The organism is Aurantiacibacter gilvus, assembly GCF_038289935.1.
Lineage (GTDB): Bacteria > Pseudomonadota > Alphaproteobacteria > Sphingomonadales > Sphingomonadaceae > Alteraurantiacibacter > Alteraurantiacibacter gilvus.
Map to the genome: position 1 here is coordinate 174,889 of NZ_JBBYHV010000001.1, position 20,746 is coordinate 195,634.

General features: G+C 65.2%; 22 protein-coding genes. 5 read left to right on the forward strand and 17 right to left on the reverse strand.

The annotated features are described in order from the left end of the window. Positions 1–49 precede the first annotated feature (49 nt). Positions 50–1,429: a L,D-transpeptidase family protein gene (locus AAEO60_RS00845; RefSeq protein WP_341671747.1), complete on the forward strand. Its 1,380-nt coding sequence runs from the start codon at positions 50–52 to the stop codon at positions 1,427–1,429. On the opposite strand, the gene AAEO60_RS00850 is transcribed toward AAEO60_RS00845, so the two are convergent. The 7 genes from AAEO60_RS00850 to ispG form a co-directional block, all read right to left on the reverse strand. Then, the gene (locus tag AAEO60_RS00850; protein ID WP_341671748.1) at positions 1,430–2,224 is read right to left on the reverse strand and encodes a murein L,D-transpeptidase catalytic domain-containing protein; all 795 of its coding nucleotides are present in this window, start codon (positions 2,222–2,224) and stop codon (positions 1,430–1,432) included. It abuts the gene before it with no gap. Positions 2,225–2,276: 52 nt separating this feature from the next. After that, a complete protein-coding gene (locus tag AAEO60_RS00855) occupies positions 2,277–3,200 on the reverse strand; it encodes a hypothetical protein (protein WP_341671749.1) in 924 nt (307 codons plus the stop codon). An 11-nt stretch (positions 3,201–3,211) separates the two neighbouring features. After that, entirely contained in the window at positions 3,212–3,748 is a 537-nt protein-coding gene (locus AAEO60_RS00860) for a retropepsin-like aspartic protease family protein (protein ID WP_341673521.1), read from the reverse strand. A 95-nt stretch (positions 3,749–3,843) separates the two neighbouring features. Continuing rightward, positions 3,844–4,203, reverse strand: a complete 360-nt coding sequence (locus tag AAEO60_RS00865) for a hypothetical protein (RefSeq protein WP_341671750.1) — start codon at positions 4,201–4,203, stop codon at positions 3,844–3,846. A gap of 62 nt (positions 4,204–4,265) precedes the next feature. Further along, the gene (locus AAEO60_RS00870) at positions 4,266–4,781 is read right to left on the reverse strand and encodes a thioredoxin family protein (RefSeq protein ID WP_341671751.1); all 516 of its coding nucleotides are present in this window, start codon (positions 4,779–4,781) and stop codon (positions 4,266–4,268) included. A 6-nt stretch (positions 4,782–4,787) separates the two neighbouring features. Then, complete coding sequence (locus tag AAEO60_RS00875) at positions 4,788–4,919, reverse strand: hypothetical protein (RefSeq protein WP_341671752.1); 132 nt, start codon at positions 4,917–4,919, stop codon at positions 4,788–4,790. A 12-nt stretch (positions 4,920–4,931) separates the two neighbouring features. Beyond that, positions 4,932–6,071: a flavodoxin-dependent (E)-4-hydroxy-3-methylbut-2-enyl-diphosphate synthase gene (gene ispG / locus AAEO60_RS00880; protein ID WP_341671753.1), complete on the reverse strand. Its 1,140-nt coding sequence runs from the start codon at positions 6,069–6,071 to the stop codon at positions 4,932–4,934. A 161-nt stretch (positions 6,072–6,232) separates the two neighbouring features. Between ispG and AAEO60_RS00885 the strand changes: the two genes are divergently transcribed. Genes AAEO60_RS00885 through AAEO60_RS00895 form a run of 3 tightly spaced genes read left to right on the forward strand, consistent with a single transcriptional unit; the run spans position 6,233 to position 10,394 of the window. Then, the gene (locus tag AAEO60_RS00885; protein WP_341671754.1) at positions 6,233–7,528 is read left to right on the forward strand and encodes an MFS transporter; all 1,296 of its coding nucleotides are present in this window, start codon (positions 6,233–6,235) and stop codon (positions 7,526–7,528) included. 52 nt (positions 7,529–7,580) lie between these two features. Then, complete coding sequence (locus AAEO60_RS00890; protein ID WP_341671755.1) at positions 7,581–8,621, forward strand: zinc transporter ZntB; 1,041 nt, start codon at positions 7,581–7,583, stop codon at positions 8,619–8,621. Between the two features lie 36 nt (positions 8,622–8,657). Further along, positions 8,658–10,394: a cation:proton antiporter domain-containing protein gene (locus AAEO60_RS00895; RefSeq protein ID WP_341673522.1), complete on the forward strand. Its 1,737-nt coding sequence runs from the start codon at positions 8,658–8,660 to the stop codon at positions 10,392–10,394. A gap of 21 nt (positions 10,395–10,415) precedes the next feature. On the opposite strand, the gene AAEO60_RS00900 is transcribed toward AAEO60_RS00895, so the two are convergent. The 10 genes from AAEO60_RS00900 to AAEO60_RS00945 all read right to left on the reverse strand — a co-directional run bounded on the left by AAEO60_RS00900 (position 10,416) and on the right by AAEO60_RS00945 (position 19,963). Further along, a complete protein-coding gene (locus AAEO60_RS00900) occupies positions 10,416–11,669 on the reverse strand; it encodes a sensor domain-containing phosphodiesterase (RefSeq protein WP_341671756.1) in 1,254 nt (417 codons plus the stop codon). A 60-nt stretch (positions 11,670–11,729) separates the two neighbouring features. Further along, positions 11,730–12,248, reverse strand: coding sequence for a GNAT family N-acetyltransferase (locus AAEO60_RS00905; RefSeq protein ID WP_341671757.1), 519 nt, complete (start codon positions 12,246–12,248; stop codon positions 11,730–11,732). Then, positions 12,245–13,144, reverse strand: a complete 900-nt coding sequence (locus tag AAEO60_RS00910; protein ID WP_341671758.1) for an RDD family protein — start codon at positions 13,142–13,144, stop codon at positions 12,245–12,247. The genes AAEO60_RS00905 and AAEO60_RS00910 overlap by 4 nt, the downstream gene beginning before the upstream one ends. After that, positions 13,141–14,190, reverse strand: a complete 1,050-nt coding sequence (locus AAEO60_RS00915; RefSeq protein WP_341671759.1) for a stage II sporulation protein M — start codon at positions 14,188–14,190, stop codon at positions 13,141–13,143. Before AAEO60_RS00915 ends, AAEO60_RS00910 begins: the two co-directional genes overlap by 4 nt. After that, positions 14,190–15,554, reverse strand: coding sequence for a DUF58 domain-containing protein (locus AAEO60_RS00920; protein WP_341671760.1), 1,365 nt, complete (start codon positions 15,552–15,554; stop codon positions 14,190–14,192). Before AAEO60_RS00920 ends, AAEO60_RS00915 begins: the two co-directional genes overlap by 1 nt. A 4-nt stretch (positions 15,555–15,558) precedes the next feature. Continuing rightward, entirely contained in the window at positions 15,559–16,536 is a 978-nt protein-coding gene (locus tag AAEO60_RS00925; protein WP_341671761.1) for an AAA family ATPase, read from the reverse strand. After that, positions 16,533–17,786, reverse strand: a complete 1,254-nt coding sequence (locus tag AAEO60_RS00930) for a DUF4350 domain-containing protein (RefSeq protein WP_341671762.1) — start codon at positions 17,784–17,786, stop codon at positions 16,533–16,535. Before AAEO60_RS00930 ends, AAEO60_RS00925 begins: the two co-directional genes overlap by 4 nt. Beyond that, positions 17,783–18,460 (reverse strand): hypothetical protein, encoded by a 678-nt coding sequence (locus AAEO60_RS00935; RefSeq protein WP_341671763.1) that lies wholly within the window; start codon positions 18,458–18,460, stop codon positions 17,783–17,785. The genes AAEO60_RS00930 and AAEO60_RS00935 overlap by 4 nt, the downstream gene beginning before the upstream one ends. A 115-nt stretch (positions 18,461–18,575) precedes the next feature. Continuing rightward, positions 18,576–19,067, reverse strand: a complete 492-nt coding sequence (locus AAEO60_RS00940; protein ID WP_341671764.1) for a GNAT family N-acetyltransferase — start codon at positions 19,065–19,067, stop codon at positions 18,576–18,578. Continuing rightward, positions 19,067–19,963 (reverse strand): prephenate dehydratase, encoded by an 897-nt coding sequence (locus AAEO60_RS00945; protein WP_341671765.1) that lies wholly within the window; start codon positions 19,961–19,963, stop codon positions 19,067–19,069. The genes AAEO60_RS00940 and AAEO60_RS00945 overlap by 1 nt, the downstream gene beginning before the upstream one ends. Before the next feature lie 120 nt (positions 19,964–20,083). Between AAEO60_RS00945 and AAEO60_RS00950 the strand changes: the two genes are divergently transcribed. After that, on the forward strand, positions 20,084–20,731 hold the full coding sequence (locus AAEO60_RS00950) for a c-type cytochrome (protein WP_341671766.1): 648 nt from the start codon (positions 20,084–20,086) through the stop codon (positions 20,729–20,731). The last annotated feature ends 15 nt before the right edge of the window (positions 20,732–20,746 follow it).

Consider the following 20,746-nt stretch of genomic DNA (forward strand, 5'->3'; position numbering starts at 1 on the left):
GCACTTGCTTGATCCTAGCTTCGCCAAACGGCAAAATTACAGGGCTATCATGGTCAAACGGACAACGAATCACATGGGGCTGGCAGGCCTGACAACTGCTGCTGCGGTAGCAGCGCTGATGGCTGTGCCGGGTGCTGCCCAAACGCTTGTGCCGCAGGACCCCTTGCAGGACGAGGACGCGGCTGAGGTTACCGTGACGCCCGGCTTTCGCAGCGAGGAAGTCGTGCAGGAGGACCCGCGGGTAGTCGCCATCCATCACTGGTCGGTCGAGAACGCCACGGCACTGGCCGAAGTGCTGGAGAATATCGGCAGCGAAGGCCTCGATCCTGCCGACTACCGGCCTGACCTGTTGCGCGCCGAAATTGCCAACGGCGAGAGCAGCGCGCTCAACACTCGCGCCAACGGCGTGTTGACCTGGCTGATCGAGGACCTGCGCGATGGCCGCACACCGATGGAGGCGCGGCGGCAGTGGTTCGTGGTCGATCCCGATGCCGACCTGATGCCCACCGGCGCACTGGTGGCGCAATTGCTCGACAATGGTGACATCCACCGGATCGTGGACCTGCTGGCACCGACGCACGCCGACTATGCTGCCCTGCGCGAGGAACTGGCGAATACGCCGGAAGAAGAGACCGAAAAGCGCCGCATTATCCGCGCCAACATGGATCGCTGGCGCTGGCTGCCGCGCGACCTTGGCGGGCAGTACCTGCTTACCAATGTTCCCGAATACCAGCTGCGCCTGATGGTGAACGACCAGATCATCCGTACCTACCGCACTATCGTCGGCGCGCCGGGCCGCACGGCCACGCCGCAGCTGATGGAGACAGTGGAAGGCGTGGTGTTCAACCCGACCTGGACCGTGCCGCAGTCCATCGTTCGCGGCGAAGGGCTGGGCAACCGCGTGCTCAACAACCCGCAATGGGCGCGCGCCAACGGCTATCGCGCCACGCGCGGGGCCAACGGCTATATCAGCGTGGTGCAGCAGCCCGGCCCCGGCAATTCGCTGGGCATGATGAAGCTCGACATGCCCAATCCGCACGCGATTTTCTTGCACGATACCCCAGCGCGGCACCTGTTCGACTCCGCCAACCGTGCGCGCAGCCACGGCTGCATCCGCGTGGAACGGGCGCTGGAACTGGCCATGACCGTGGCGATCCTCGGCCAGGGGGCGTCGCGTGACGAGGCCGTGGAGATCTCTACCAGCGGGGAATACACCCGCGTGCCGGTAGAGCGGACAATGCCGGTCTACATCACCTATTTCACCGTGGGCGTCGACGTGGATGGCGAATTGCGCCAGTTCGACGATATCTACAATCGCGATGCGCCGGTGCTGGCCGCGCTGGACTCACCGCGCGTGGGCAACCGCGCCCGGGCATCGAGCGAGGAAGTGATCGAGATCATCGACGATATCCGCAGTACGGCGCGGTAATCAGGGACGCTGCGGACCTCCGCCTTCGTCAATCGCGCCGCTGGTCACCCGCGCTTCCACCTCTTCGCTGGCGACATCCTCCAGCACTTGCGTCACGGCTTCCTGCTGTTCCAGTCGCCGTTCGGCAATTGCCGTCTCGAAGTCGACGGGCTGCTGGGTGGGTGCAGCGACTTGTTCGCCATCACTACCGATCCCCAGCGTATCAGCAAAAAGCAGTCGTCCGCCCGCCAGCCGGTATAGGGCCTGGGGGAAGACTTCCGGCCCGAAGGCGAAGCATCCGTTCGAACGGCCCAACCGCCCCCAGCGCTCGACATGTTCGGGCGTGGCATAGCTTGCCGGGTGCATCACGATGGCACGCGGGAAGGCATTGGAGTTGTCGCTGTCCAGCCCGCCGAGGCGTACCGAGGTGCCAAAGCGGCCTTCGTACCATTCCCAGCTGACATAGGCCCCGCGGCTGGTGGCCCAGCTGTCGTGCAGGTTGGAATAGGCGTTGAGCCAGCCGTCGTGCTCGGGGTCGGAGCCGCTGCCATGGGCAACCAGCACGCTGTCCGCCGTCCCCGCCTCGAGATTCACGAAATGGAAGCGCGGCATGCTGGAGTGCAGGCCGAAGTCGGCAATGCCCACCACGTCCTTGCGCCAGAGCACGTCGCCCACGCGCTCGACTTCGCGGCGGGCCACGTCCAGCAGGCGGCGGGTGCGCGGGCCAGGCGCGGCCTGCGCAAACACGCGCGCCGGACCGGCGGCCAAGGCCGTCCCGGTAACAAGTGTCGAGGCAAGCAGCTCGCGGCGGTTCATGCGGACCTCATTGCACCTGCGACCTGAACCTTGTCCATATGTCGCGCGCCGATCAGCCTTCGAGGCGGGCTATGGCGTCCTGGCTGGCGGCGATGTAGGCACCGTTGTCGTGGCGGTGCGTGCCGACGAAATGGACGAAGCGGGTATCTTCGCCCCAGTCCTCGTTCCAGTAATTCATGTAGCGGTCGTAGGGCAGCACCACCGGCTCCGCCTCGTTGGCGAGGTGGAAATTGCTGGTGACCTGTTCGGTACCCCAGATCGTCACGTCCTCCTCGCCGATCATGCGCTTCATCTCGGTCAGGAAGGCGCTGGCAAGCGGACGACCGGTGCCCATGGCGGCGAAACCGGCAAAGCCCGAACAGCCGCGGGCATATTTCCACCCGCGCTTGGCGCTGATCGAGTCGAGACGGGATTCGATGCGCGTCTGCACGTGCCCGTCCATCTCTCCGTCGGGGTAGAACTGCTGGCGGAATTCAGCCAGCGGGAGCGGGCCGACTTCGGCGTCCTTGCCGCCCAGGAACAGGAAACTGCGGTTGCGCGCGATGGCTTCGGCGATTTCCGGCACGGGGCCGATGGTCACCGTGTCGCTGTCCAGCTGGATCCAGTACTCACCGGCACGGTTGTCGAGGATGGTCAGCAGGCGTTCCCAGGTACCGCCAGCGGGAAACTCGTTGAGCACGACGTCATCGATGCGCATGATCTCGGGATCGCCGCAATGGTGCGCCAGGATCGCGCGGTCCTGCGCGGTCAGCGTGCCATCGTCGAGGATGGCCACGCGCCCGCGGCGCAGTTCGTGCCACAGCGACTTTACCGCGACCAGATAGGGCAGCAGCACCGCCGTGCCGATCATGGAGAACAGCACGACGCCGTCCTGCTTGGGCGCGATCGGCGGTGTGCGTAATACCTCGGTGATCGCTTCGGCGTGGCGTGTGGCCTCGGCCTTGGCGCGCCAGCGGCGGGGCAGGAGGCTGCTCATGTTCATTGGTTTCAGTTGCCCAGCACCATGCGATCATCGGCAATGCGGACATCGCCGACGGTTTGCAGGAAAGACTGGCCCAGCAGCGATATGCCCAGGCCTTCGGGAACGATGATGGCGTCGACGTTGCTGGCTTCGAATTCACCCAGCCGCAGGCGTGGAATGTTGGTGTGGACGCCGTGAACCGCGCCGCTGGCGCCCTGGGCCACCGGCTGGACCTCTTGCTCGTCCCAATAGAGGCCCATGGCGAGGGCATCGTCACCGGTAAGAGCGACGACACTGGCGCCCGTATCCACCAGCATGCGCGTGGGCACGCCGTCGACCGAGACATCGGCGTAGAAGTGCCCGTCGCGCTCGCGTTGCAGCACCATTTCGTCGCCCCAGCCCGACGCTGCCGGCACATTCTGCGCCGAGCCGATCATGATCGTATCGTCACCATCGGCCTGCGCATGGCGTGTAAGCTGATCTTCGGCATGGAACACGGGCAAGGCTACGCCCACGGCTCCGCCGACGATCAGCACACAGGAAAGGGCCAGCTTGGCATCCATGGTCTGCACACTACCGTGCAGGTCTTGCCACGGAGTAAAGGGAAGCTAGCGATTTCCACTGGTTTCCCGGCCTAGATCCAGAGGCCGAATGCGCATCAGGAAGCGACGCACTCCATGGCGGCACCGATGGCGCTGCTGCCGATCTTGCTGGCGAAAGAGCGCGACAGGCGGTTGAACTCGCCCTGGTCCATGCCGATCATTTCGGCAGCTTCGCTGTCAGGCGTACCCGGCGGCAGGCTGTAAACGTCGTCGACGAAGGCCAGTTCTTCGGAATTGAGCTCGGCGAATGCCCGATCGGTCATGCAGCTGCATTCCCCCTCGGTCAGCCGGCCGCCGCTGCTGTTCACGCAGGAATCGGTCATTTCGGTCTTGGCCATGTCGACACCGCTGCTGCAGGCAGCCAGTGCCATGCCCAGCGTCAGACCAATGGCCGCCTTGCTGATCGGTACATTCATCTTGATCTTACCCCTCTAATCTTGAAGGAAAACTTCAAGGGAATCGGGGCTGGCAAGTCAAGTCAGGATGAAGCGGAAAGTCGCTCCAGCTCGGCATAGATCGCCTCTTCGCTGCGGCTGGCTGCATTGCGCCAGGTGGTGGCCGTATCGACGTTCACCAGCGTGCCATCGGCGGTGATCACCAGCAGGTTGGGCGTGCCGGGAAGGTCCGCGAGGCCAAAGCGCTGCGCAATGTCGATATTATGGCCATCGCCGGTTTGCGGCATGCCGATGTTGATGAACACCAGTTCGTAATGCTCGGCGACCAGCGCCTGGAAGCGCGGTGTTGCAAGCCAGCCGGCCAGCGCGCGGCTGTCGTGGCACCAGTTGGCCCCCATCACCAGCATCACGCGCGTATTGTTGGCGGTAGCGCGGGCGAGCGCCGCATCCACTTCTGCCGACGGGTTTGGCGTTACGACATAGGATGTCGCTTCGGGCGTGGCAGATTGGTGTTGCTGGGTGCTGGCGCAACCGGCCAGCAGCAGGGCCAGCGGGGTCAGTGCCGACGTCAGCCGGACGGCAGGACTGGCCCGCAACATTGGGCGCTACTTCTTCTTCGCGCCGGGCTTTACGTTGCCCTTCACGCCGGCCGGGCCGCCTTCGCCCTTTTCGGCCTTGATGCGCGCTTCTTCGTCCGGAGTCAGCTTGGCGCCCCCGCCCATCTTTTCGTCCTTCATGGTCTTCCCCTTCTATTCCGCCGCTTGCGCGTGAGGATCAAAGGCGACGGCGGTCCCCGCCTCGATCTCGGCAGCCTTGGCTTCCACCAGTTCCACGATGTGATCGAGCATGGCTTCGCTCTCGACGTGATGGTCGGTAACCCCTGACAAATAAACCATATGCTTGCCCGCGCCGCCACCGGTAATGCCGATATCGGTTTCGCGCGCTTCGCCCGGTCCATTCACCACGCAGCCGAGTACCGAGAGGCTCATCGGCGTCTTGATATGTTCGAGCCGCTTCTCGAGTGCCTCCACCGTACGGATCACGTCGAAACCCTGCCGTGAGCACGAAGGGCACGACACCACGCGCACCCCGCGCGTACGCAGGCCGAGCGCCTTGAGCATTTCGAAGCCGACCCGCACTTCCTGCTCGGGTTCTGCCGACAGCGAGACGCGGATTGTGTCACCGATACCGGCCCAGAGCAGCGAACCGATGCCGATGGAGCTTTTCACCGTGCCGCCGATCAGGCCGCCCGCCTCGGTAATGCCTAGGTGCAGCGGGCAATCGACCGTTTCGGCAAGGCCGTGGTAGGCCGCGACCGCGAGGAAGACGTCGGACGCCTTCACCGCCACCTTGAATTCGTGGAAATCGTGGTCCTGCAGCAGCTTGATATGGTCGAGCGCGGACTCGATCAGCGCCTCGGGGCAGGGCTCGCCGTATTTCTCCAGCAGGTCACGCTCCAGCGAACCGGCGTTGACGCCGATGCGGATCGCGCAGCCATTGGCCTTGGCCGCGCGGACGACCTCGGCCACGCGCTCGCTCGAGCCGATATTGCCGGGATTGATGCGCAGGCAGGCCGCGCCCTTGTCGGCCGCTTCCAGCGCGCGCTTGTAGTGGAAATGGATGTCGGCGACGATCGGCACGTTCGCCGCCTTGGTGATCTGGTCGAAGTTCTCGGTCGATTCCGCCGTGGGGCAGGAAACGCGGATGATGTCCGCTCCCACGTCCTCGCACCGGCGGATCTGGTCGATCGTCGCGCCGACATCTTCGGTGGGGGTATTGGTCATGGTCTGCACCGTGATCGGTGCATCGCCGCCGACCGGCACGTTGCCGACCATGATCTGGCGGGACTGGCGGCGCTCGATATCGCGCCAAGGGCGTACGGAAGACATGGGGGCGGATATAGTCACAGGCAGATGAAGGAGCAATGACGCGGCCAAATTGACTTTACCGCAAATAGCGCGGACACATTCGGTCACTGGTCATGCGCTAACATGGCTTCAGGGTCGTCAAAACACTCACCGGGGGGACAAGAGTGTTTCAGAACCCAACAATGACGGACAACCGCCGGATGCGGCTGTCGACCATTCTCGTGCTTTACCTGGCGCAGGGCATTCCCATCGGGCTGCTTGAATTTGCCATTCCGGCCTGGATGGCCGCCAACGGCGCGACCGCAGGCGAAGTGGGTTACGTCATCGGGATGGCGGGAATCCCGTGGAGCCTGAAGTTCGTCAATGGCGCCCTGATGGATCGCTACAGTTACCTGCCCATGGGGCGGCGACGGGCCTGGCTGATCGGGTCGCAGGCGGTCATAGTCATCACGCTGCTGCTTTGTGCCTTGCTGGTTCCGGGGCCGCGCGAAGAGGTCCTGCTGGGCACCATCGCCTTTGTGGTCAGCCTTGCAGTCGTCTTCCAGGACGTCGCCGCCGATGCCCTGGCGGTTGATATCTGTGACAGCGAAGAGCGCGGCTATGCCGGCGGGCTGATGGCTGGCGGGCAATCGCTGGGCATCGCCATTGCCGCGGCGGTAGCCGGTCTGATCATCTTCCAGTTCGGCATCGGAGCCGGTTATGCCAGCGGGGCTGCGGCCATCCTGTTCACGACGGTCTTCCTCGTATGGGTACGCGAACGCACGGGAGAGCGACGCCTGCCGTGGAGCCGGGGCGTCGCTTCCCCTGCCAGCTTGGCCATGCAAGCCGATAGCTGGGTCGAACTGGTGAAAGGAGCCTTCAGGAACCTCTTCCGCCGCGACAGCATCATCTGGAGCGCCGCCGTCTTCCTGCGCGGCCTCGGCTACGGAACCATGGCCGTCGCCGTGCCGATCATCGCAGCCAACTACGCCGGCTGGAACGAAGCGCAGATCGGCGCGGCCAACGGAACGGCACAGCTGATCGCAGCAGTGGCCGCCATGACGCTGGGTGGCTGGCTGTGTTCGCGCATGGGGCCAAAGCCGTTCCAGGTTGTAACCTTCGCGCTGTTTGCGCTTGGCATCGTGGCGATCGCCGTTGCAGAGCCGTTGTGGGACCAGGGCTGGATGCTGTGGGCCATCGCGATCGGGTGGACGCTGCTTTACAACATGGTGGGCACCGGCATCGGCGCGATCAACATGGCGTTCTGCGCTCCAAAGACCGGGGCCACGCAGTTTTCGATCTACATGGCTTTCGTCAACCAGGGGACCAGCTTTGCCGGTTTCTCCTTTGCCTTGCTCGCCGGGTTCGGGGGATTACAGGCCCCGCTGTTCTTCCTCGCCATCGGCATCGTTGTCGCCACCGCGCTGACGATCATCATCACCGTGCCGACTGACCGGGACGACCCGCTTGTCATCGACCGCGAGAGCGCGCACGGCTGAGGCGCAAGCGAGGCAATGACAGCGCGGCGCGATTGCGGCATGGTGTTGGTGCATGAACGACACGCATATCGACGAACAGGAAAGTGAAGGCGCCGCGGGCGGCGCGGCTGACTGCAGTGATGACAACCCGCTACTGTTTGCGCGCGTACTTGACGGCGTGGGCGCCGGGCGCCCGCTGACATGGGAACAAGCGCTGGAGTGGCAGCCCGACGAGAACGGCAAGGTGATGTGGGTACACCTTTGCCGCAACCGACCCGGCGTCGAGGAATGGCTGGAAAAGCTGGGAATTCCCGAGCCGACCCGCGAACTGCTGGTCAGCGACCGGACGCGGCCGCGCGCCTTTCGCGAAGGGGAGACGCTGGTCGCTACGCTGAGGGGTATCAACTTCAATCCCGGCGCAGAGCCGGAAGACATGCTGTCGATGCAGATGTGGTGCGACGGTACGCGGCTGCTGACCTTGCGCCGCCACCCCCTGCAGACGCCGCGCCGCGTGCTGGCCATGATCGACCGGCGCGAGGCTGGCCCTACCGACGCCGGGGCGCTGATCACCGAGATTACCGAGGCTATGATCAACCGCATGAACCGTTCGATCGTGGACATGAACGAACACATCGACACCCTGGAGGAACAGCAGGGAGGCGACGATGCCGAAGAGATGCTCGACAAGATCGCCAGCATTCGCCGCAATTGCCTGGGCCTGAAGCGGCACATGGGGCCAATGCACGAGGCGCTCGAAGCCATTTCGCGCTACGCACCATCATGGTTCGAAGAACACGACCGGCGCGAGATTGCCGAGTCCATCGACCGGCTGCGGCGCTATCTCGAAGACCTCGACATCAGCAAGGAAAGCGCTGTCGTGCTGATGGACGATATTCGCGGACGGTCGATTGCGCGTAACGAACAGGCTACCTACCTGCTCACCATCGTGGCGGGGATCTTCTTGCCGCTGGGCTTCATCACCGGCCTGCTGGGCATCAATGTTGGCGGCATGCCGGGAGTCGACGACGGCGATGCCTTCTGGATCGTTGTTGGCCTGTGCGGGGCAGTCATGACCGCCCAATTGCTACTGTTCTGGAAATGGCGATGGCTTTGACGAGGAACTGACCAGGTGGAAGATGGACACGGCCTGATGCTGCGCGAGGCGCTGCTGATGCTGGGCTTTGCCTTGGTTGCCGTGCTCGCCTTCCGTCGCGCGGGGCTGGGGGCGACGCTAGGCTACCTGCTGGCCGGTGCCCTGCTGGGGCCGCACGTCTTTGCCCTGGTCGATGGCGCGGAAGAGATGGCGACCATTGCCGAGCTGGGGATCGTCATGCTGCTGTTCGTGGTGGGGCTGGAGCTGTCGCCAGCCCGCCTCTGGCGAATGCGCGGAGCGATCTTCGGGCTGGGGTTGGCGCAAGTCGTGGCTTGCGGGCTGGCAGTCACCGCGACCATCCTTGCCCTGACTGGCTATACGACCGCAGCTGCGCTGGCCATCGGCTTGCCGCTTGGCCTTTCGTCCACCGCGCAGGTTCTGCCCATGCTGCAATCTGCCGGCCGGTTACGTACGCCGTTTGGCGAGCGGGCTTTCTCGATCCTGCTGTTCCAGGACCTGTCGATCATCCCGCTGATCACGATCATCGCCGCGATGAGTCGCAACCCGGCTGCGCAGGAAGGGCCGGCGGGCTGGACGCTCGCCCTGCTGGCGCTGGCGGCCGTGGTTGGGCTTATTGCCGCTGGCCGGTTGCTGATCCGGCCGCTGTTCCGCCTGATTGGCGGGATGGGCGAGCGCGAGCTCTTCATCGTTGCGGCGCTGTTTACCGTATTGGCCAGCGCGGTGGTGATGCAGTCGCTTGGCCTCTCGGCAGCGCTGGGTGCTTTCATCGCCGGGGTCATGCTCGCGGACACGCCGTACCGGCACGAGCTGGAAGCCGATATCGAGCCCTTCCGTTCGATCTTGCTCGGCCTGTTCTTCGTGGCCGTGGGCATGATGCTGGACCTTGGTGCAATTGCCGAACGACCGGTGTTCGTGGTGGGCTTCGCGGCACTGCTGATCGTGGTGAAGACGGCGATCATCACGGGTCTAGGCCTGCTGCTGAAGATGACCTGGCGTAGTGCGCTGGCACTGGGCCTGCTGCTGAGCCAGGGCGGTGAATTTGCCTTCGTGCTCCACACCCAGGCGCAGGCGGCGCTGCTGATCGAACAGGAATCGGCGAGCGTGTTCGGCGCTATCGTTACCCTGTCCATGGTTGCCACGCCGTTCCTGATGTTGGCGACCCGCCGCATCCGGCAGGAGCCGAAGGGAGCGCCCGAAGGCCGGCAGGCACCCGAGCCCGAAGGCGCCAGCGCCTTGGTGGTCGGCTACGGCCGGTTCGGGCAAGGCGTGGCGCAGACGTTGATGGCGGGCGGCCTGTCCGTGACGATCATCGACAAGAAAGCCGCGCAGATCGACCTCGCCGAGGAGTTTGGCAGCAAGGTCTATTACGGCGACGGTACTCGCCTCGACCTGCTGCGACAGGCCGGGGCGGGCGAATCGCAACTGATCATGTTCTGCCAGGATGAATTGCCCGATGCCGAACTGATCGAGGCGGTGCACGAGCATTGGCCTGACGCGTCGATCTATGTCCGCGGGTACGATCGGCGTTCGATCATCACGCTGGCCAGTACCCCGGCCGAATATGTCGTGCGCGAAGTGAATGAATCAGCGATCCGCATGGCGCTCATGGCGCTGGAGAAGATCGGGCTGAGCGAAGAGGAAATCGACCGGGCCGAGGAACTCTACCGCCGCAATGATCACGAACGCATGGGCGTGCAGATCGAGGGCGGCGACATCTATGCGGCGCGTGAAATGACCCGCGAACAGCAACGGGCGCTGCGCGGCGAGGACTAGCGAGCCGGGGACAGCTTCGGCTTACTCATCCATTTTCATGCCCAGCAAGTGTTGCTGCGCAGCGACGACCGGCAGCGGACGGGCGAACAGGTAACCCTGGCCGTAGTCGACCCCGAGATCCTGCATTACCGCGCGTTCGTATTCGGTCTCGATCCCCTCGGCGACCAGCTTCGCGCCGATATCATGCGAGAACTGCACCATGGCGGCGGTGATGGCGCGGCGGGCAGGATCGCTGTCGATGTCGCGGGTCAGCAGCATGTCCATCTTGAGGATGTCGGGCTGCAGTTCGATCAGGTGGCGCAGGCCGGAATAGCCGGTGCCGACATCGTCGATGGCGATCCGGGCGAAAGCCTTGAGCGCCTCGATCTCGCGGGCGAGGGCGGCGAAGTCTTCCACCTGCTGGTGCTCGGTGATCTCGATCACGAGGTTCTTCGCGCCAGCCTCCTCAAGCACCTCGCGCAAGGTGCCGGACATGATCGTGTCGGGCGAGGCGTTGATCGCGGCATAGATGCCGTCAGGCACGGCACCCACGGTCTCCAGTGCCCCGCGCACGGCGGTCATTTCCAGTTCCATGCCGAGGCCAACCTTCTCGGCATCGTCGAACCATGCCTGCGGGCCGCGCTTGTTGAGATCGGGGAAGCGGGCGAGACATTCGACGCCCACGGCCTGGCCGCTTGCGAGCGCGTGGATGGGCTGCTGGAACATGGTGACGGCGTGACCATCGAGCATGGCTTCCACCCGCTTGCGGGTTTCGCGCAGTTCGGCGTCTTCTGCCAGCGAGCTTTCGATGCGTTCGCCGACGATGCCGGCAAAGCTCTTCAGGATATCCAGGTCGCGCGGGTTCATGCTGCGGTCGGGCTGGCGGCTCAGCGCGCAGAAGCTGCCCCAGACGGTGCCGTCGGCCAGCCGCAGCGGGGTGTTGATGTGGCAACCCACCGGCAGGAATTCGGTGATGCCCAGCTCGGCTGTAAGCGGGTGATCCGCCGGGTCCTGGATCAGTTCGGGCAGGCGTCCATTCAGGATGTGCCAGCAATAGGAATCGGCGCGATCCTCGCGGAAACCCGGCCCCATCGGCAGGTCGAGATCGGTGCTGACATGGGTCAGCTCGCGCTGACCATCCTCGACATAGCGCGACACGAAGGCGATCTCGACACCCAGGTGTCCGCGCACGGTTTGCAGGATGCGCTCGATTGCCGGATCGTTGACCAGTTCGTCAGCCAGTGCACGCGCCGGGGCCCCGTCGAAATCGGGCAAGGAGAGTGCGGGAATTCCCATGCCTGCGGCTATCGCGGAAAAGCCCTAAGGGGCGATTAACTCTACTGCCGGAATTCGCGGTCAGATGCGCAATTCGTAGAGTAGCTCCTCGTCGCGCTGTTCGCCCACCCAGAAGTCGATATCGGCAATCTTTCCAAAGCCATAGCGCTGGTAGAACCGCTGGGCCCCGTAGTTTTCGCTCCAGACTGACAATTGCACCGCGTCGCAGCCGCGTTCGCGGGCGAGATCAAGGCACCAGTCCATCAGCGCGGCGCCAAGGCCTTCGCCCGTGCGCGCGGGATCGGTGTAGAGCTGACCAAGGCACAGCGGTTTCGCGGCGTCCGAATGCTCGAGGTAGGGGCTGGGCTGTTTGACCTTGATAAAGGCGGTGAGGCCGCTGCCGGGCGAATCCTCGGTCAGCTGGTGCCGGATCGCAGGGTCGGCAATCTCGGCGGCGACGGCTTCGACCGAATAGGCGTCCTGCAGGAAGCTATCGAGGTCTTCCTTGCAGTAGAGATGTGCGAAAGCATGGCAGAAGCTGTCGCGGCCCAGCTTGGCAAGGGCCTCGGCGTCTTCCGGCACGGCGTCACGCAGGATCACGAAAACTTGTCGCGCTTGCGTTTGCCGAAGCGCATGCCCGATTCGAGATGGCCGCGCAGGGCGGCGTAGAAGGCTTCGAGGAACTCGCGCTCGTCGCCTGCACCCAGCTGCCAGCCGATCTTGGTGGTGATGGCCTCGGCCACTTCGCGCAGGGACTCGGGCCGGTTCTGGCGCAGCACGCCTTCCAGCACCTGCAGTTCGTGCTCGCCGTAAACCGACAGCTCGGCCTCGCCGAAGCGGTATTCGGTCGAGCGATCGGGTGCCAATGACATGGCCTCCTTCAGCTTGGCCTGCTTGGCTTCGACCACCCAGGTACCGGCCACCATGTCGCCCGCCCGCAAGGCGTCCTTGTTGAACACGGGAAACAGCACGAAGATCGCCAGCCAGATGAAGGCCGCAAGCCCGGAGACCCCGGCGAAGGCCCCACCGCCGAACAGGAAAAAGCTGGGAAGGAAGACCTCGACATCGCGTACCAGGTTGCGCGCGATCACCATTTCGGCGGTCAGCCGTCCGCCGTCGCGCGCGGCAACGCGCAGGCCCACCAGTCGCTTGCCCGGCGTGGCTGCGCGCGGGCCCAGCTCGAACCACAGGAAATAGCCATAGCGCGACAGGAACATCAGCAGGATGATCACCACGATCAGGAACTGCAGCACCGGCGAGCTATCGACATCGTCCCCGCTCATGTCGAGCAGGCCGACACCGATCGCAGAAAGCAGCACCATGACGGCGATGAAGCCCATCATCAGGATGACGAGGTCCAGCACCAGCGCGCCGGCCCGCGCGCCCTTGCTGCCCACGGTCAGCGGCAGGGCGAGGCCTTCGGGCGTCACCAGCATGCGCGAACGCGTGGACAGGTCGCTCTGGAGCACGGGACGGCGTGCGGCCTGCTCGCTCATGTCTCGTGCTCCTGCGGCTTGGGCACGAAGGCGAAGTAGAGCACCCAGAAGGCGAGCATTCCCCCGCCGATCATGTAGCGCGAGCCCATGTCACCGACCAGCTGGCGGGCATAGCCTTCCAGCAGGCCTGCCACGATCAGCATGATGGTGCAGCCTGCCATCACTTGCGCAGCGCACACACCGGCGTGGCGCATGGCAGACAGGATCGACCGCTTGCCGGGGAAGGCCATGGTGCGGCCTACATGCATGCCCGCCGCGCCGGAGAGCAGGATGGCGCCGATCTCGGTCGTGCCGTGGACGCTCAGCCAGCCACCGAATTCCCAGCCCAGCCCGGCATCGGCGAAGACCCACAGCATCGCGCCCAGCAGGGCCATGTTGTACACCAGCAGCAGCAGCGTGGGGATGCCGAAGGCAAAGCCCAGCGCAAAGGCCATGATGCACACGCCGGTATTGTTGGAGAACAGGTAGGCGGCGAAAACGCCAAGGCCGTTGGCGTCGTCCGTGGTCGAGAGTGTTTCCCGCAGGACTTCGGGGTCAGCCCCGGGGACGCGGCCACCCGACATCCCGCCGGGCACCAGCGAGAAGAACCAGCTTTCGTCGCGTTCCACGAGCAGCCAGCCAACCGCCGTGCCCGCCACCATGACGGCGAAGGCGATGCAGATGTCGAGCCAGATGGCGCGGACCGAAGCGCTCCAGCCGCCGCCGAGGAAGTACCGCAGCCAGCCGGTGAGGCCGATGCGCGGGCCGTAGATCTGGAACCATGCGCGGCGCACCAGCGCCTCCAGGTAGTGCAGCGTTGCTGCATCGAGCGAGGTCTCGCGCGCGACGGCCAGCGACGAGGCGGTCTTGCGGTAGAGCACCGGCAGTTCAAGCAGGTCGTCGTCGCTGATCCGCTTGGGGCGGTTCTTTTCGAGCGCGGTGACGATGGCCTCGAGCCGCTGCCAGTCGACTTCGCGTTCCAGCCGGAACCTGTCGGACCGTAGCGACGCGGCTTCGATGTCGGCGGGCGGCTCGATCTCGGTCTTGGAGAACAGGGATAGCGCCATCAGCCGATTGCCTCCGCCCGCTTGGTTTCAAGGTAGAGGTCGATCAGGCGGTAACCTATGGTCTCGTGCCGCGCCTCGATCACGTTGACGCCAAGTCGGCGCAGCCGGGTGAGTACCAGCTGGCGCTGGCGGGCGAGGGCGTCAGCCCCAACAGCCACGGCAATGTCGCTCATGTTTTCAGGTTCAGCCTCGGTCAGCTCTTCCAGCTCGGTGTCGACCAGGGTGACGAAAATGACGAGGTGGTGGCGCACCAGCCGCTCGACACTCTCGACCATGAGTTCGGCCGAGGTCGGGTCGGCAAAGTCGGAGAACAGCACGATCAGGCTGCGGCGCTTGAGCCGCGCCGTGAGCGTGGCCAGCGCGAGGGTGAAGTTGGGTTCGCGCGGGATGTAGTCGAGCTCTGCCGCCGCGCTCTGCAAGCGGTGGAAGGCGCGGGTGTCGGTGACGAAGGGTGTCATCAGCTGCGGATGGTCGGCAAAGCCGAACAGGCTCACCTTGTCGCCACCTTTCAGCGCGACATAGCTCGCCATCAGCGCGGCGGAGACAGCGCGGTCGATGCGCGGCAGGCCGTCGACCGGCTCGCACATCGACTGGCCGCAGTCGAAGGCTAAGACGATCTGGTTGTCGCGCTCGGCCTCGTTTTCGCGGGCGTAGAGCGCGGTGTGGCGGGCCGAGGCCTTCCAGTCGATGCGGCGGCGGTCCATGCCAGCTTCGTATTCGGACAGCGCCTCGAACTGCGTGCCTTCGCCGCGGATACGGCGGGCGACGAGGCCGAACTGGGCATCGCGCAGGAAGCTTTGCAGCACGGGAGAGCGGACCGGCGAGAGGTCCGGCCAGACGCGGATGCCGGCGTCGAGCGTGGAGTGTTTCTGCCTCACGGCCAGCCCTAGCGGACCGCGCCAGCGCAGCCACAGGTCGTGCAATTCGCCCGGGCCGCGGCGGACCGGGACGGCCTTGCCGTCGCCAGCAAACATGCCCGCTTCGCCGGTCGGCTGCAGCTTGAACAGCGCCGATCCGCCCTCGCCAAGGCGCGGGTCGAAGCCGATAGCGGCTTCGGGCAGGGCAGCGTCGCTGTCGCGCTCGATCTCTGCTTCGACGCGGATCAGCGCGGCTTGCCCGACTTCGGCGTCGGCAGGCACATAATAGGCGAAATTGACCAGCTTGCCCGCCAGCAACCCGTCGATCACCGTCAGGAACAGCAGCGCAAAGCCTGCTGCCGGGGCGACGATCCAGGCATTGGGCGCAGTCGCCGCAACCACCACGGCCACCGGCGCCAGTAGTGCCAGCAGCACCAGCGTCCGCGGGGTCGGTACCACGGGGACAGGCGGCAGGTTCGCCAGGAAGGGGATACGCGGCAGCTTCACGGGGTCAGCGCGGTGCCTCGGTGGCGTCGATCATCCCGGCGACCAGTTCTTCCACCTGCTTGCCTTCGATTTCGGCAGCGGGCGAGAGCAGCAGGCGGTGGCGCAGGCAAGCCGTGGCGAGCGCCTTTACGTCGTCGGGGATGACATAGGCGCGGCCTTCCAGCGCGGCGCGGGCGCGGGCGGCATTGGCCAGCAGGACAGCAGCACGCGGGGACGCGCCGCTGGCGATGTTCGGGTTCTCGCGCGTGGCGCGCACCAGCGAGACGGCATAGTTGATCACGTCGTTCGACAGGGTCACATGTTTCACCGCAGCCTGGGCTCCGGCCACGGCAGCGGCGTCTGCCACCTGCGTGATGCCGAAGTCGGCCGGGCTCTGCGGGCCGGAGCGTTCGCCGAAGCGGGCGACGATCTTCGCCTCTTCCTCGTGGCTGGGATAGGGCACCAGCAGCTTGAAGGCGAAGCGGTCCAGCTGGGCTTCGGGCAGCGGGTAAACACCCTGGTTCTCGATCGGGTTCTGCGTGGCCACCACCATGAAGCTGTCACCGAGCGAGTGCGTTTCGCCGTCGAGCGTCACGCGGCGTTCCTGCATGGCTTCGAGCAGGGCGGCCTGGGTCTTGGGCGGCGTGCGGTTGATTTCGTCAGCCAGCAGCAGCTCGCGGAAGATCGGGCCGCGCGTCAGGGTGAACTGGCTGGTCTGGAAGTTGAACAGGTTGGAGCCCAGGATATCGCCCGGCAGCAGGTCCGGCGTGAACTGGATACGGCCGAATTCGAGCCCCGTCGCGTGGGCAAAGCAGTTGGCGAGGAAGGTCTTGGCCGTGCCGGGAGGGCCTTCCAGCAGCACGTGGCCCTGCGCCACCAGCGCGATCAGCAGGTGGTCGACCGTTTCGTCCATGCCGACAATGGCCTTGGCGACTTCGGCGCGGATGGTGTTCGCCAGTTCGGCGGTCTGTTCCAGCGTCATGGTCCCGGTGGAATCTGTCATTGTGTCAGCGTCCTTTCAAATGTCCGTAAGCGCTGCGCTGCGCGAATGATGTCGCGCGGTCGGCTGGCCTCGCGCAGGTCACCTGCGAGGCGAGAGAAGGGCGGGCCGTCGTGGCCGCGTTTTTCGAGCGCCTTGTCGATGGCGATCTCGCGCGAATCGTGGTCGCCTATCCGGAGGCCCAGCGCGCTGGCTACGCGGCGGCCGATCATGTCCTCGTAGGGCTGCTTGACCAGGTGCCAGCGTTTGACCCGTTCGAGCAGCGAAGCGCCGTTGCGCGCCAGCTGCCGCTTGCCCCGGGCCATGGCCGGCGCCTCTGCCACCGGCGGGCCGAAACGGCGGAAGGCGCGCCAGGCGATCACCAGCGCGGCCAGGATCATGCACAGGGTGGCGGCGAGGAAAGGCGGCTCGAAGGCGAGGGTCAGCAGGTTGTCGCTGGCGCCAAGGCCGTTGAGCGTCAGGTCGAACTGCACCGGCATACCGCTGTCTTCGGTAGCGATGGCGATGAGGTCGAGCGCCAGCCGGGCGCGCTCCTCGTCCGCCATGCCGTAATTGTTCAGCAGGTCCGGTTCGAAGACGACGATCACCGGCCAGGGGTCGTAGTATTCGTACTCGCTGGGCTCTTCTACCCGCGCAACCAGCACGTCGCCCTCGTCATCGACCACCATGGCGCGCAGTTCGACTTCTGGCTGGGTAGTCAGGGCCTGGACTACATCTTCGTCGGGCAAGTCACCGTTGCGGGCGAGGCCCTGCCAGCCGCCGGTCTTGCCGACCGAAAGTTCGGCCCCTTCGCCGATCTCCAGCCCCGCAAACCATTCGGGCGAATCCGGCCCGAGCAGGGTCACCCAGCCGTCCTCCGACTCCAAGCCCGGCACATCGGGCACCGGGAAAGCGATCCATTTGGGCAGCACCAGCAGGGTCGGCCCGTTGGCATTGTCGCGCCGGGTCTCGATGATCTCGTTGATTTCTTCGTGGTCGCTCCAGATCGGCGGGGTGAGGACGAGGAGGCCGTAGTCGTTGTAGCCACTGGGATTGCGCGACAGGCTGACCTCATGGCCGGTCTCTTCCAGCAAGGTAACGAGGCCGGAATAGCCGTTCAGCCCGTTGGCCGCCGCGTGACTGCCGCCATCGCGTTCGTCGTCGCCGTTCCAGCCCTGTCCCAGCGCGTAGAGCAGCAGCAGGAAGGCCAGCGCGCCGACCACCAGCAGGCCGAGTACCACTGCGGGGCGGAAGGGATTGGCGGCCCGGCTCATGACCCAAGGGCCTTTTGCGCAAGTGCGAAATCGGCATAGGCCGCGCGGGCCGCCTGCCAGTCATCCTGGCTCAGCTTGCGCAGGGCGAACAGGCTGCGTTCCACCGGTGCGGCGATCAGGGCGAAGGCATTGCGCGCGGCTTCCGGCAGGCGCGGTTCGCTGGCCAGTTCGCGCGCCGTGCTGCTGGGCTCGACAAGGTCAGGCCGCGCTTCGGCGATCTGGCCCACCGAACGCTTGAGCAGCAGGTGCGTGGCTTCGTCATAATCGCCCGATGCGGCCAGCCGGTCCGCTTCCTCCAGCAGGGCAAGAGCCTCGGTCTCTTCCGGAACCCATTCCTCGCTCTTGTTTCCGGATCTTGCCCCGCGCCCGCGACGACCGAAGGTGCCGGGGGCATAGGCGTTGATCAGGAAGTAGGCGACGATCAGGACGCCGGCGACGATCAGCACCCACATCAGCACCGGCCAGATGTAGATGAGGAAGCGGCCGATCGGTGCGAACACGTCTGCCAGCCATTGGACCAGCTCGGTCAGCCAGTCCGGCGGAGGCTCCGCCTGGGCTTCGGGCATTTCCACGGGGCTGAACTGGATATCGCCGTCAGCGCGTATCTCGCGCCACGCGCTTGCGACATCGTCGCCTTGCGCCGGTAGCGCTTCATTCCCCTGGCCCGTTGTCACAATACCATTGTTTGCACGGGCTTGGGCGCGACGCAACGCCTGCCTTGGTGCAGACCGCACAAAAGCGTTCTCGCTCCGTTATGATACGGATATCGGGGCCAAATCGGCTTGGAGGCTAGAGGTCGAGCCCCATGCAGGTGCTGAACTCGTCGATCACGTAGTCGGCATAGGCATCGCACGGCGCGAAACCGTGCTTGCGGTAGAGCGCGTGGGCCGGTTCGAACACGGGACCCTGCCCGGTTTCGAGGCCCAGCCAGGTCAACCCCTCGGCGCGTGCTTCGGCAATCAGGTGGAGCAGGATGGCCTCGCCCGCGCCGGTACCGCGCCAGCTGTCGGCTGCGCGCATCGACTTGACCTCACCCTGGCTGTCCCCCAGCCGCTTCAGCGCGCCGACCGCTGCCAGCTCCCCGTCGATGCGCGCGGCGTAGAAGGTGACGCCCGGCTCCTTCAGCCGCGAGGCATCGAGAGCATGGACTTTGCAGGCGGGCGAATTGGCATGCATCTCCTCGAGGTGCCGCTCCAGCAGGGCCAGCACGTCAGCGGTTTCGAGCGGGTCAGGGGTGATGGTGAATGCTGCCGCTGGCAGCTTGCGGCCATCCTGCGCCATCAGCCGCGCGGCCTCGCCATGGGATAGCTGCCGAACATCTGCACCTGCTTGCAGTGGAAGCGCAGTTCTTCGAAGGCGCGGTCGACTGCCGGATCGCCCGGCGCGCCGATGATATCGGCATAGAACATGGTGGCGGCGAAGCTGGCACCCTTCTGGTAACTTTCCAGCTTGGTCATGTTGACGCCGTTGGTGGCGAAGCAGCCCAGCGCCTTGTAGAGCGCCGCAGGCACGTTGTTCACCTCGAAGACGAAGGTGGTCATGGCCTGCTGTCCGGCCAGGCTTGCCGGGTCCAGGGGCTCGCGCGCCAGCACCACGAATCGCGTGGTATTGTCGGCCGCGTCCTCGACGTTTTCTTCCACCACTTTCAGGCCATAGAGGTCTGCCGCCAGCAGCGGGGCAATGGCTGCCACTTCGGGATCGCCCAGCTCGGCCACGTGTGCCGCAGCGCCTGCCGTATCCGCATGGGCCAGCGGCACGATGCCCTTTTCCCGCAGGTAGTGGCGGCTCTGGCTCAGCGCGTGCGGATGGCTGAAGGCGGCCTTGAAGGGCCCTTGTTCGTCCAGCGCCATCAGTGCGTGTTCGATGGCAAGGAAGTGTTCGCCGACAATCGACAGCCCGCTTTCAGGCAGCAGGAAGTGGATATCGGCCACGCGGCCTGCCTGCGAATTCTCGATGGGAATCATCGCGCAGCTGGCGCGCCCTTCCTTCACCGCCTCGATTGCGCCGAGGAAGCTGTAGCATGGCAATGGCAGCGCCTCGGGTGCCCATTCGTTCACCGCACGGTGCGAATTGGCTCCGGGCGCGCCCTGGAAAGCGATGGCGCGCGCAGGATCCTGCGCGGCAGCGGCGTGCATGGTCTCGACCAGTTCGAGCGCAGGGGCGGCATATGATTCCATTGGGGAAAGGCCGGTAGCCTTGCCGCGCCCTGCCGACAAGCGTGCATCGACCCTTGCGCCCTTCGCCTCTGCACACTAGAGCGCCCATCGAAACTTCCAACTGGCAGAACATCACTTGTCATGAGCAACACCAACACGATCTTCGGCTGGGTCCTCGCCAGCGGTATTGTCGCCCTCGGCCTCACTTCGATCAGCTCGAAGTATTTCCATGCGGACAACCCCGAGGTCCACGACGAGCAATACGGCTACGTGATTGAAGCTGGCGAAGCAGGTGGCGGCGAAGCTGCTGGCCCGTCGCTGGCCGAACTGCTCGCCACGGGCGATGCCGCTGCCGGTGAAGCCGTGTTTGCCAAGTGTACTGCCTGCCACACGATCGAACAGGGCGGTGCTACCGGTATCGGCCCGAATCTTTATGGCGTGATCGGCACCACGATTGCTACCCACGCACCGGGCTTTGCCTATTCCAGTGCGCTGGCCGATCACGGCGGCGACTGGACCTACGACAACCTCGACGCCTGGCTTGCCAGCCCGCGTGCCTTTGCCAATGGCACCAAGATGAGCTTCGCTGGCCTGTCGAGCGCCGAAGAACGCGCCAACCTGATCCTCTACATGCGCGACTATGGCGGCGGCCCTGACCTGCCGCCGGTGCCGGTTGCCGAGGAAGCCGAAGGCGAAGTCGTAGACGCGGATGAAGCCGCAGGTGTGGCAGCCGAAGCTGTAGAATCCGAAAATCCGATTTCGGAAATGTCCGACGTCGTCGCGGAATAATCCGCGGGTGCATGC